Here is a 12,033-nt window from a genome sequence, read left to right as displayed (position 1 = left end):
TGGGCCGACGGTTCCCAGCCGCTTCAAACTCGCGTGAAGACAAAAACAAAAGCTGCTGCGGGGGGCGCAAGCGGTCCAAACTGTGGATGAATGTGGATAACTATGGGGATAGCGCATTCCCAGTGCTCGAAACCGCCTGAAAACAAATGGTTAGAGCGATTCCGCTGAAACAGAACCGCTCTAAGCGTTAACGCCTTCCCTGGCGCTCCTGCCGCAACCGCGCCCAATATTCCAGACGCTTGCGAATATCCCGCTCGAAACCTCGCTCCGGTGGATCATAGAATTTCTGCCTGCCCATACTTTCCGGAAAATAGTCCTGCCCTGAAAACGCATCAGGCTGATCATGGTCATAGGCATAGCCGTCGCCATAACCCTCATTCTTCATAAGCTTGGTCGGAGCGTTGAGAATATGCTTCGGTGGCAGAAGTGAACCGTTTTCCTTCGCCGCGCGCATTGAAGCTTTATAGGCGACATAGACCGCATTCGATTTTGGTGCCGTCGCTAGATAAACACAGGCCTGTGCCAGCGCCAGCTCGCCTTCCGGCGAACCAAGATAGTCATATGCATCCTTCGCAGCATTGCAGATGGCCAATGCCTGCGGATCGGCAAGACCAATATCTTCGACCGCCATGCGCACGAGTCGTCGCCCGAGATATAACGGGTCTTCGCCTGCATCAAACATTCGGGAAAGATAATAAAGCGCCGCATCGGGATCCGATCCCCGTACAGATTTATGCAGGGCCGAAATCAGATTGTAGTGCCCGTCCTGCCCCTTGTCATACACCGGAGCGCGGCGCTGAACCACGTCCTGCAGTTTTTCTGCTGTAAACACTTCTTCGAGGCGGGCCGCGCGCCAGACTTCCTCTGCAAGGGTCAGTGCGGCGCGCCCGTCGCCATCGGCCATACGAATAAGACTTGCCCGCGCTTCATCGTCCAGCGGCAAGGGTCGCTCTTCCTGCTCCTCGGCGCGAGTCAGAAGCGTTGCAATGCTCTCGCCATCATGTGGATGAAAAGTCAGCACCCTCGCCCGGGATAGCAGAGCGGCATTGAGCTCGAAAGATGGATTTTCCGTCGTGGCGCCGATCAGAATAACAGTGCCATCTTCCATAACCGGCAGAAACGAATCCTGTTGCGCACGATTGAAGCGATGAATTTCGTCCACGAAAAGCAGTGTTTGCCGTCCCGACATTCGCCGCGCACGGGCAGCTTCGAAAACCTTCTTAAGATCGGCTACGCCGGAGAAGATCGCCGAAATCTGTTCGAACGCGAGATCGGTTTCTCCAGCTAGCAGGCGGGCAACGGTCGTCTTGCCTGTACCGGGAGGCCCCCAGAAGATCATAGAACCGAGCGAACCCGATGCAATCATGCGCGTTAGAACGCCTTCTGGACCGGTCAAATGCTCCTGACCGGTCACTTCCGACAAATGCTTCGGACGCAGGCGGTCAGCGAGCGGCCGGTTGCGGTCCGCATTGGGATCAGCCGCTGCTGAAAAAAGGTCACTCATTTCATTCGCTCGATCGATAAAGTAAATGCCGCTTCAGGCATAATCCCACCCGAAGCGGCATGCAACTTTTGGCGATATGTCAGTACCAGTTTTAACGCACGAACTGGCGCAACAGCGTTCCGTTACGTTCCACCTCAAGCCGCCAGGCGAGACCCCGTCCCGCGTCCAGAATTGCAGTCATATCGTCTACTGTGCGGATAGAGTTCCCGTTGATGCTGCGAACAATATCACCGGGACGCAACCCAAGCCGCGCCGCAGGCGAGCCGGAATAGACCTCAACAACTGCTACCCCCTGACTATCGCGCTTGAGACGCAGCTTTGCTGCGGACGAAGGTGTCAACTCAAGCACAGAAGCACCGGCGAAAGGATTATCACCCTTGATGACTTGCGGCGCAGTTTCCTTGACTTCAGGCGCTTTGGAGAGCTTCACGGGAACGGTCAGATTTTTTCCATCCCTCATGATTTCAACCGAGACGGTATTACCAATGCCGGCCGTCGACAGACGGTAACCAAGCACGTCCTGATTATCGACGCGAACGCCCTGAACGGACAGAACCACATCGCCGATCTTCAGACCTGCCGCCTCTGCCGGTCCGCCCTTTGCAATTGCCGTAATCAAAGCCCCATAGGGTTTCTCCATGCCAAGGCCTTCGGCCAGATCGGCGGTCACGCCCTGAAACGTTGCTCCTATATAAGGCCGCTCGAAACTCTTGCTGCCGTTTTGTGCAGCTTCCACAACGGCGCGAACCATATTGGACGGAATGGCGAAGCCAATGCCGACGGAGCCGCCAGAGCGCGAATAGATAGCGGTGTTGATACCGATCAGGCGCCCGCGCATGTCGATCAATGCACCACCCGAGTTACCTGGATTGATGGCCGCATCCGTCTGTATGAAGAAATCGAAATCGGAAATGCCAACCTGTGTACGTGATTGCGCCGACACAATACCGCTCGTCACGGTCTGTCCGACCCCAAACGGATTGCCGATGGCGAGCACCAGATCACCGACTTCGACTTCATCGGAATTGCCGAGACCCAGCACTGGAAACTTGTCCTTGGCTTCGATTTTGAGGACTGCAAGGTCTGTGGTTTCGTCGCGGAGAAGCAACTTGCTTTCAAACTCGCGCCCGTCCGACAAGGCGACCTTGATTTCATCCGCATCCTTGATGACGTGATTGTTCGTCACGACGATGCCTGAACTGTCGACGATCACGCCGGAGCCGAGCGACTGCTGGATGCGTGGTTTACTTTCTCCGAACTGCCGTCCGAAAAACTGTTCAAAGAACGGATCACCGGCGAATGGCGAACGTGCTTGCACCTGACGCGCAGCATAGACATTCACAACAGCGGGTGTGGTTTCCTTCACGAGCGGAGCGAAGGACAACTGCATATCGGCACGGCTGAGCGGTATCTGTTTTTGGGGTGTAGCAGGTGCGTCCTGCGCCATAGCTGACGGTACAGCCAGTCCTATAGATGTCAGCACAAGACCCAATACGCTTAAACGTCGCCAATTCATGCACATACTCCGCGCTTATCAAGCTCACCGCCGCTTCTAGGAAGCATGCAAGACTCGATCTTGAATGTAGTCAACTGAGGGCAAGGATAAAGGGCCAGATTGTGACCTTGGCGAGCAAACCGGCAATTTTTCGTGAACCGCCCGCACCCAAACGACCGGAAACACGGCGACCGCAAACAAAAAGGGCCGCACAAGGCGGCCCTTTTTCAATAATCAGAAATCAGCAGATTATGCTGCTTCTGCTTCAGCAGCCTGTTCAGCTTCGACGCGGGCGCGGTCAGCCTTACCCTTTGCATCGACATCGCGTTCCACGAATTCAACAACTGCCAGAGGCGCGTTGTCGCCAGCGCGGAAGCCAGCCTTCATGATGCGGATATAGCCACCGTTGCGGGTTGCATAACGGGTAGCCAGTGTGTCGAACAGCTTTGCAACGAGCTTAACGTCGCGAATAGCCGAGATAGCCTGACGGCGGGCATGCAGATCGCCGCGCTTGCCGAGCGTGACAAGCTTTTCAACGATCGGGCGAATTTCCTTAGCTTTCGGAAGCGTCGTCACAATCTGCTCGTGTTCGATAAGCGAAGCAGCCATGTTGGCGAACATCGCCTTGCGGTGCGAGGCAGTGCGGTTCAGCTTACGGTATCCGTTACCGTGACGCATGAGCCTTCTCCTTAATTAGTTCTAGCCGGATTGCCGGTCTTAATATTGGTCTTCGTAGCGCTTTGCGAGATCTTCGATATTTTCCGGCGGCCAGGACGGGATTTCCATACCAAGATGGAGCCCCATCGACGCGAGAACTTCCTTGATCTCGTTGAGCGACTTGCGGCCGAAATTCGGAGTCCGCAGCATCTCGGCTTCCGTCTTCTGGATCAGATCGCCGATGTAGACGATGTTGTCGTTCTTCAGGCAATTTGCCGAACGGACAGACAGTTCGAGTTCGTCCACCTTCTTGAGTAGAGCCGGATTGAAAGCCAGTTCCGCAACCTGTTCCTGCGGAGCTTCCTTCTGAGGCTCTTCGAAGTTGACGAAGATCGCCAGTTGGTCCTGGAGAATACGAGCAGCATATGCAACTGCGTCTTCACCCGTCACCGAGCCGTTTGTCTCGATGTTCAGCGTCAGCTTGTCATAATCGAGAACCTGACCTTCACGGGTGTTCTCAATTTTGTACGACACCTTGCGAACCGGAGAATAGAGGCTGTCAACCGGAATAAGACCGATTGGTGCATCTTCCGCACGGTTGCGGTCGGCAGGCACATAACCCTTGCCGGTGTTGACGGTGAATTCCATGCGGATTTCAGCGCCTTCGTCCAGCGTGCAGATGACGTGATCCGGATTGAGGATCTCGACATCGCCGACAGTCTGAATGTCGCCAGCCGTAACGACGCCTGGGCCTTCCTTGCGGACGACCATGCGCTTCGGGCCCTCGCCTTCCATACGGATGGCGATTTCCTTGACGTTCAGAACGATATCCGTGGTGTCTTCGCGGACGCCAGGGATCGAAGAGAATTCATGTAGAACGCCATCGATCTGAATGGCGGTCACGGCAGCGCCGCGAAGCGACGACAGAAGTACGCGACGCAGAGCATTGCCGAGCGTCAGACCGAAGCCGCGTTCCAGCGGTTCAGCAACGACGGTTGCATGCGTGCGAGAGCCGTTGGTGATGAAATCCACCTTGTTCGGCTTGATAAGTTCCTGCCAGTTCTTCTGGATCATGTAAGTATCCCTCTATCATTCGTCGCTACCATCCTATCGTAGCGATCAAGTGAAGAAACCGCAGAGGAGCCCCGAACTTGAAAAGCCCGAGGCTCATACGGCATGTGAACGAGGATTAGACCCGGCGCTTCTTGCGCGGACGGCAACCGTTGTGCGGGATCGGCGTAACATCGCGGATCGACGTGATCACAAAGCCGGCGGCCTGAAGGGCGCGCAGCGCAGATTCACGGCCAGAACCCGGTCCGCAAACCTCGACTTCGAGGGAGCGCATACCGTGTTCCTGAGCCTTCTTGGCGCAATCTTCGGCAGCGATCTGAGCGGCAAACGGGGTCGACTTACGCGAACCCTTGAAACCCTGAGCACCGGCAGACGACCAGGCAATCGCATTGCCCTGAGCATCCGTGATAGTGATCATGGTGTTGTTGAACGTCGAATTTACGTGGGCTACGCCCGACGAGATGTTTTTACGCTCGCGACGGCGAACGCGCGTGGCTTCCTTGGCCATGACAGTCCTTTCAATCGATCTCTACACCGCCGTAATTCCAGCGGCTACACCGGTCCTCAAGAAAGGACCAGTATCAAACCCAACCGGCGCACCGGAAAGGCTCGACGGAACATTCGTTCCGTCGAAATTACTTCTTCTTGCCTGCGATTGCCTTCGCCGGGCCCTTGCGGGTACGTGCGTTGGTGTGCGTGCGCTGGCCGCGAACTGGCAGCGAACGACGATGACGCAGACCGCGGTAGCAGCCAAGGTCCATCAGGCGCTTGATGTTCATCGAAACTTCACGACGCAGGTCACCTTCGACCCGGTAGTCAGCATCGATTGCTTCGCGGATCTGAAGGACTTCAGCATCCGTTAGCTGGTTAATACGACGATCGTCAGCAATGCCAACCTTCGTTACGATTTCCCGAGCAAATTTCGGTCCGATCCCGTGAATGTACTGAAGCGCAATAACAACGCGCTTGTTCGTCGGGATGTTGACGCCAGCGATACGTGCCACGTCTGTTCTCCTTGAGTTATAAAAAATCCATCTGGCAGATGCGATCAACCAGACAGCAATAAACGGCCGGTACCGGCCTCTTTCGATTTCCGCCGCTACCTGCCATTCAAAACCAGTTGAAGTGGCGCAGTCTTTGACGGAATCGCCTTGAAAAGTCAACTATTAACTGTCCGTAAAGCCATGAAACAGGGCTGACAGACAATTCAGTCGACTTTCGGAAGCAATAAACGGGCAGAAAACGCTTCACGCTTTCCCTGCCCGCAATGGGATGAGGCTTGTTCAAACCCCTTCATCTCTCATGCCGGCCAATCAGGCTGGAACAAGAATTCTCTCGATTTCGGCGGTCACTTCTTCAACTGGCGCCATACCATTGATGACGCGCAGTTCACCGGTTCCGGCATAATAGCTGGAAAGCGGCGCGGTCTTTTCGCGATATTCCACGAGACGCTTGCGGAAAGCTTCGGGATTATCGTCTGAACGGACTTGACCACCCTTGGCAATCGTTTCAGCCACGCGGCTTTCCATCCGCTTGACCAGAGCATTCTCATCGACCTTCAGCTCGATGACAGCATCCAGCTTGAGGCCCTTCCCCGCCAACATCGTCCCCAGAGCCTGAGCTTGCGGCACCGTGCGCGGATAGCCGTCGAGGATGAAGCCATTCGTGCAGTCTGGAGCGTCTATACGCTCCGATACGATCTGGTTTACAATCTCGTCGGAAACCAACTGCCCCGCATCCATCACGGCCTTGGCGCGCTTCCCGATCTCGCTCTGCTGGGCGACTGCTGCACGCAGCATATCGCCGGTCGAGAGCTGAGGAATTCCATGCTTCTTGGTAAGAAGTCCAGCCTGCGTCCCCTTACCTGCTCCGGGCGGCCCAAGAAGTATCAGTCTCATTTATTGCGTTTCCCACCTCTGAGTTTGGACTTCTTGATCAGCCCTTCATACTGATGGGCGATCAGATGTCCCTGAATTTGCGCAACCGTATCGAGCGTCACGCTCACAACGATCAGCAGCGAGGTGCCACCAAGATAGAACGGCACACCGGTTGCGGAAATCAGGAATTCCGGCAGGAGACAGACAAGCACGATATAGATGGCACCGACAACAGTGATACGTGTCAGCACATAGTCTATGTATTCGGCGGTACGCTCACCCGGACGAATGCCCGGAATAAAGCCGGAGTGCTTCTTGAGCTGGTCAGCGGTGTCCTTGGGATTGAACACAATGGCCGTATAGAAGAAGCAGAAGAATGCCATCAACCCAGCATAGAACAGCATGTAAAGTGGCTGACCATGACCGAGCGCATTGAGAATAGTCGTACCCCAAGCCGGCATTTCAGCCGTATTTGCGAAACCTGCAACAGTCGCTGGCAAAAGCAGAAGTGACGAAGCAAAGATCGGAGGGATAACCCCAGCAGTGTTCAGCTTGAGCGGCAGATGCGAAGTATCGCCCTGGAACATGCGGTTGCCGACCTGACGCTTCGGATACTGGATCAGAAGGCGACGCTGCGCGCGTTCCACGAAAACGATGACCGCAATCAGCACGATTGCAAGAATGATAACGCCCAGAATCAAGCCCGTCGACAGAGCGCCGGTACGGCCAAGTTCCAGCGTGCCAGAAATAGCATGCGGCAGGTTGGCCACGATACCAGAGAAGATAATCAGCGAAATACCGTTACCGATACCACGTGCCGTGATCTGTTCGCCGAGCCACATCAGGAACATCGTGCCACCAACAAGGGTAATCACCGATGAGACGACGAAGAAAGGCCCAGGATTGGTAACGATACCGTTACCAGACTGCAAACCGACAGAAATCGCGTAGGCCTGAACCAGTGCCAGAAGCACCGTGCCGTAACGCGTATATTGATTGATGATCTTGCGACCCGCCTCGCCTTCCTTCTTCAGCGCTTCAAGCGACGGAACAACCGACGTCATGAGCTGCACGATAATGGAAGCAGAGATGTAGGGCATGATGCCAAGCGCAAAAATGGCCATACGACCGACAGCGCCACCGGCAAACATGTTGAAAAGTCCGAGCACACCCTGGCTATGCTGCTGGAAAGCCTGCGCAAGCGCGTCAGGATTGATGCCGGGAAGCGGAATATAGGTGCCGAACCGGTATACGAGCAAAGCACCCAGCGTAAACCAGATGCGCTTCTTGAGTTCTTCTGCCTTCGAGAAAGCCGAAAAATTGAGATTGGAAACTAGCTGTTCAGCAGCCGATGCCATTAAATTTCTCCGGTGAAAAGTCTCCGGTCCTCCGCCCCCTTTTGCGCAATCCTCACCGGTCGCGCCTCGGGACTAAAAAGACCCTACCCAGATATGCGCATTGGCATAAATGTGCAAGCGGCGGCACTAAGGCCGCCGCTTTTTATTTTTGTATCGAAGCCTTATTCGGCAGCGACTTCAGGAAGCTTGATGCTACCGCCAGCCTTTTCGATCTTTTCGACCGCAGCCTTGGAAGCACCGGCTACCTCAAAGACAACCTTTGCCTTCAGTTCGCCGTCCGAAAGGATACGAACACCGTCCTTGGCGCGGCGAATCACGCCGGCAGCTTTCAGCGAATCGAGGTTCACAACAGCCTTGGCGTCGAGCTTGCCTGCGTCGATAGCGGCCTGAACACGGCCGAGCGACACAACATTGAAGCTCTTTGCGAAGATGTTGGTGAAGCCGCGCTTCGGCAGACGGCGGTAGATTGGCATCTGGCCGCCTTCGAAGCCATTGATCGCGACGCCCGAACGGGACTTCTGACCCTTGACGCCGCGGCCAGCGGTCTTGCCGGTGCCCGAGCCGATACCACGGCCAACGCGCTTGCGTTCTTTGACCGAACCTGGCTTGTCACGCAGATCGTTGAGTTTCATATCTCTATCCCCTGCGTTATCAGGCCTCGTCCACGATGCGGACGAGATGCTGAACCTTGTTGATCATACCGCGAACCGAAGGAGTATCCTCCAGCGTGCGGCGGCGGTGCATTTTGTTAAGTCCGAGTCCGATCAGCGTTGCACGCTGTTCGGCTGGACGACGGATAGGGCTTCCGATCTGTTCGACCGTAACCGTCTTACCCTTCTTCTCAGCCATCACTCAAATCCCTTGTCTATGGCGTATCCGGTGCCATTGCACCGGACTGGCACAAACTATCGGCTATTCTTCCGAACCGACCACATCATGGCGGCGAGCCTGAAGGGTCGAGTACTTGATGCCGCGCTGTGCAGCGATGTCCTTCGGATGCATCTGATGCTTCAGAGCATCGAACGTCGCACGAACCATGTTGTATGGGTTCGACGAGCCGAGAGACTTGGCAACAACGTCCTGAACGCCGAGCGTTTCGAACACTGCACGCATCGGACCACCGGCGATGATACCCTTACCAGCAGGAGCTGCACGAAGCAGAACCTTACCAGCGCCGTGACGACCCTGCACATCGTGATGCAGAGTACGACCCGAACGCAGCGGTACGAAAATCATATCGCGCTTGGCAGCTTCTGTGGCCTTGCGGATAGCTTCAGGCACTTCACGAGCCTTGCCATGACCGAAGCCTACGCGACCCTTCTGGTCTCCAACTACGACGAGCGCAGCGAAACCGAAGCGACGGCCACCCTTAACAACCTTAGCAACGCGATTGATGTGAACGAGCTTATCGACGAATTCGCTGTCGCGCTCCTCACGACCGCGATCTTCGCGGTTACGTTCTCTCTGTGCCATATCCTATTCCTTTATTATTTTCCGGAAGCACAAAATTATTAGAAGCTCAGACCGCCTTCGCGGGCAGCTTCGGCGAGAGCCTTCACACGGCCGTGGTAAATGAATGCACCACGGTCGAACACTACTTCGCTGACGCCTGCTTTAACGGCACGCTCAGCAACCAGCTTACCAACCGCAGCGGCTGCTGCGGAGTCGGCACCGGTCTTGAGCTTGCCCTTCAGGTCGCCATCCAGGGTCGAAGCAGCCGCGATGGTAACACCGCGAACGTCGTCGATAACCTGAACGTAGATGTTCTTGGAAGAGCGGTGCACGCTGAGGCGCGGACGGCCATTTGCGACAGCCTTGACCTGACGGCGTACACGAGCAGCGCGACGCTGCAAAGTTTCTTTTGGCGATGCCATGACGCGCTTCCCTTACTTCTTCTTGCCTTCTTTGCGGACGATTTTCTCGCCAGCATACTTGACGCCCTTGCCCTTGTAAGGCTCGGGGCCGCGATATTCGCGGATCTCAGCCGCGACCTGACCGACCTGCTGCTTGTCGATGCCGGTGACGACGATTTCCGTCGGCTTCGGAACAGCAACAGTGATGCCAGCAGGCACGTCGTAGACCACTTCGTGGCTGAAGCCGAGCGAAAGCTGCAGGTTTTTGCCCTGCATGGCAGCGCGGTAACCGACGCCGCTGATTTCGAGCTTCTTTTCAAAGCCGTCCTTCACGCCAACAAAAATGTTGGAGATCATCGTGCGGGACATGCCCCACTTCGAACGAGCTTCTTTCGACTGGTCGCGTGGATCGACGCTGACAGCGCCTTCTTCCATCTTGACCAAAACTTCATCGTGCACGACGAAGGAGAGTTCACCCTTCGCGCCCTTAGCCTTGACGATCTGCCCATCAACACTGGCGGTCACGCCCGCCGGGACCGGCACGGGTTTTTTACCGATACGAGACATTTTAATACCTGTCTTTTATCTGTTCGCTGTCAACCGCATCAGAAGATGCGGCAGAGCAGCTCACCACCAACGTTTTGTTCACGGGCTTCATGATCCGCCATAACGCCCTTCGGCGTGGAGAGGATCGAGATGCCAAGGCCGTTCGCGACCTGCGGGATCGACTTGACCGACACGTAAACGCGACGGCCAGGCTTCGATACGCGGCTGATCTCACGGATAACCGGAACACCTTCATAGTACTTCAGCTCGATTTCGATCTCGGCCTTGCCGTTCACGAATTCGCTCTGCGAGTAACCGCGGATGTAACCTTCAGACTGAAGAACATCGAGCACGCGAGCGCGCAGCTTAGAAGCCGGGGTCGTAACCTTGGTCTTCTTGCGGCCTACTGCGTTGCGGATACGGGTCAGCATATCGCCGAGAGGATCTGACACAGACATATGCTACTCCTTACCAGCTCGACTTGACGATGCCCGGGATCTGACCGAGCGAACCCAACTGACGGAGCGCAATACGCGACATCTTCAGTTTACGGTAATAACCACGCGGACGGCCCGAAACTTCGCAACGATTGCGAATACGAACCTTCGATGAATTGCGCGGCAGTTCGGCAAGCCGGATAGTGGCGCGGAAGCGCTCCTCCAGCGGAAGGCCCTGATCCATTACGATCGCCTTCAGGCGCGCACGCTTGCCAGCGTGACGCTTAACCAACTTTTCGCGGCGCTTGTTTTTTTCGACTGCGCTAGTCTTGGCCATATTAATATACCTCGCTACGCTTGCCGTTACTGCCGGAAGGGGAAGTTGAATGCACGCAGAAGAGCGCGCGCTTCATCATCCGACTTGGCGGTCGTGCAAACGATGATGTCCATGCCCCAGATCTGATCAACCTTATCGTAGTTGATTTCCGGAAACACGATGTGCTCCTTGATGCCCATGGCATAGTTGCCACGTCCGTCAAAGCTCTTCGGGTTCAGGCCGCGAAAGTCGCGGACACGCGGAAGAGCAATCGTGATGAAACGATCAAGGAATTCGTACATGCGGTCCTGGCGAAGAGTGACCTTCGTACCAATTGGCATGCCTTCACGCAACTTGAACGTTGCGATCGAGTTACGAGCGCGGGTGATAACAGCCTTTTGACCGGCAATCAAGCCAAGGTCTTCAGCAGCAATCGCCGGCTTCTTGGAGTCGCCAGTGGCTTCGCCAACGCCCATGTTGAGGACAACTTTGCTGATGCGTGGAATCTGCATCTCGTTGTCATATTTGAATTCTTCAAGCAGAGCTTTACGAATGTTTTCGTTGTAAAGCTTCTTGAAGCGGGGAAGTGCCTTAACTTCAGCCATCGATCAGCGCTCCAGAACGTTTTGCGACACGAACCTTCTTGCCGTCCTCGACGCGGAAACCGACGCGGGTCGGCTTGCCGTCCTTGGGATCAGCAATTGCCAGGTTGGACAGGTGAATCGGCGCTTCCTTGGAGATAATGCCGGCTTCCTGGGTCTGGGTCTGACGCTGATGACGCTTCACAATATTGATACCGCGAACGAGCGCCTGCTCGTCCTTCGGCATAACCTTGAGAACTTCGCCCTTACGGCCCTTGTCCTTACCGGACAGCACGACAACGCTGTCGCCTTTGCGAATCTTCTGCATCGTCTTGCTT

General features: G+C 55.6%; 17 protein-coding genes. All 17 read right to left on the bottom strand.

Annotation, left to right across the window (positions count from 1 at the left end; genetic code table 11):
- Positions 1–187 precede the first annotated feature (187 nt).
- Positions 188–1,504, bottom strand: coding sequence for a replication-associated recombination protein A (locus ACYSN1_RS00220; protein WP_461723913.1), 1,317 nt, complete (start codon positions 1,502–1,504; stop codon positions 188–190).
- A 91-nt stretch (positions 1,505–1,595) separates the two neighbouring features.
- Positions 1,596–3,020 (bottom strand): DegQ family serine endoprotease, encoded by a 1,425-nt coding sequence (locus tag ACYSN1_RS00215; RefSeq protein ID WP_461723912.1) that lies wholly within the window; start codon positions 3,018–3,020, stop codon positions 1,596–1,598.
- A 228-nt stretch (positions 3,021–3,248) separates the two neighbouring features.
- Positions 3,249–3,677 (bottom strand): 50S ribosomal protein L17, encoded by a 429-nt coding sequence (gene rplQ, locus ACYSN1_RS00210; RefSeq protein WP_140021447.1) that lies wholly within the window; start codon positions 3,675–3,677, stop codon positions 3,249–3,251.
- A gap of 39 nt (positions 3,678–3,716) precedes the next feature.
- Positions 3,717–4,730, bottom strand: coding sequence for a DNA-directed RNA polymerase subunit alpha (locus tag ACYSN1_RS00205; protein WP_105542074.1), 1,014 nt, complete (start codon positions 4,728–4,730; stop codon positions 3,717–3,719).
- 115 nt (positions 4,731–4,845) lie between these two features.
- Positions 4,846–5,235, bottom strand: coding sequence for a 30S ribosomal protein S11 (gene rpsK, locus ACYSN1_RS00200; protein ID WP_002964339.1), 390 nt, complete (start codon positions 5,233–5,235; stop codon positions 4,846–4,848).
- A gap of 127 nt (positions 5,236–5,362) precedes the next feature.
- The gene (rpsM, locus tag ACYSN1_RS00195; RefSeq protein ID WP_140021448.1) at positions 5,363–5,731 is read right to left on the bottom strand and encodes a 30S ribosomal protein S13; all 369 of its coding nucleotides are present in this window, start codon (positions 5,729–5,731) and stop codon (positions 5,363–5,365) included.
- A 309-nt stretch (positions 5,732–6,040) separates the two neighbouring features.
- Positions 6,041–6,625, bottom strand: coding sequence for an adenylate kinase (locus ACYSN1_RS00190; RefSeq protein ID WP_140021449.1), 585 nt, complete (start codon positions 6,623–6,625; stop codon positions 6,041–6,043).
- Positions 6,622–7,962: a preprotein translocase subunit SecY gene (gene secY / locus ACYSN1_RS00185; RefSeq protein ID WP_105542077.1), complete on the bottom strand. Its 1,341-nt coding sequence runs from the start codon at positions 7,960–7,962 to the stop codon at positions 6,622–6,624. Before secY ends, ACYSN1_RS00190 begins: the two co-directional genes overlap by 4 nt.
- A gap of 161 nt (positions 7,963–8,123) precedes the next feature.
- A complete protein-coding gene (gene rplO, locus ACYSN1_RS00180) occupies positions 8,124–8,594 on the bottom strand; it encodes a 50S ribosomal protein L15 (protein ID WP_461723911.1) in 471 nt (156 codons plus the stop codon).
- A gap of 19 nt (positions 8,595–8,613) precedes the next feature.
- On the bottom strand, positions 8,614–8,811 hold the full coding sequence (gene rpmD, locus ACYSN1_RS00175) for a 50S ribosomal protein L30 (RefSeq protein WP_461723910.1): 198 nt from the start codon (positions 8,809–8,811) through the stop codon (positions 8,614–8,616).
- 63 nt (positions 8,812–8,874) lie between these two features.
- Positions 8,875–9,435, bottom strand: coding sequence for a 30S ribosomal protein S5 (gene rpsE / locus ACYSN1_RS00170; protein ID WP_024897023.1), 561 nt, complete (start codon positions 9,433–9,435; stop codon positions 8,875–8,877).
- 38 nt (positions 9,436–9,473) lie between these two features.
- On the bottom strand, positions 9,474–9,836 hold the full coding sequence (rplR, locus tag ACYSN1_RS00165; RefSeq protein ID WP_010659924.1) for a 50S ribosomal protein L18: 363 nt from the start codon (positions 9,834–9,836) through the stop codon (positions 9,474–9,476).
- A gap of 12 nt (positions 9,837–9,848) precedes the next feature.
- Positions 9,849–10,382, bottom strand: a complete 534-nt coding sequence (rplF, locus tag ACYSN1_RS00160; protein WP_461723909.1) for a 50S ribosomal protein L6 — start codon at positions 10,380–10,382, stop codon at positions 9,849–9,851.
- 38 nt (positions 10,383–10,420) lie between these two features.
- The gene (gene rpsH / locus ACYSN1_RS00155; protein ID WP_078340781.1) at positions 10,421–10,819 is read right to left on the bottom strand and encodes a 30S ribosomal protein S8; all 399 of its coding nucleotides are present in this window, start codon (positions 10,817–10,819) and stop codon (positions 10,421–10,423) included.
- Between the two features lie 10 nt (positions 10,820–10,829).
- Complete coding sequence (gene rpsN / locus ACYSN1_RS00150; protein ID WP_104756407.1) at positions 10,830–11,135, bottom strand: 30S ribosomal protein S14; 306 nt, start codon at positions 11,133–11,135, stop codon at positions 10,830–10,832.
- Positions 11,136–11,161: 26 nt separating this feature from the next.
- Positions 11,162–11,719: a 50S ribosomal protein L5 gene (gene rplE, locus ACYSN1_RS00145; RefSeq protein ID WP_105542081.1), complete on the bottom strand. Its 558-nt coding sequence runs from the start codon at positions 11,717–11,719 to the stop codon at positions 11,162–11,164.
- Positions 11,712–12,023 carry a 50S ribosomal protein L24 gene (rplX, locus tag ACYSN1_RS00140; RefSeq protein WP_006467020.1) on the bottom strand — a complete coding sequence of 104 codons (312 nt, stop codon included), beginning with the start codon at positions 12,021–12,023 and terminating at the stop codon, positions 11,712–11,714. The genes rplE and rplX overlap by 8 nt, the downstream gene beginning before the upstream one ends.
- Positions 12,024–12,033 lie beyond the last annotated feature (10 nt).

It is taken from the genome of Brucella sp. LJL56, from assembly GCF_054871705.1.
Note: the sequence above shows the minus strand (reverse complement) of the source record. Positions and strands in the feature narration are given on the sequence as shown.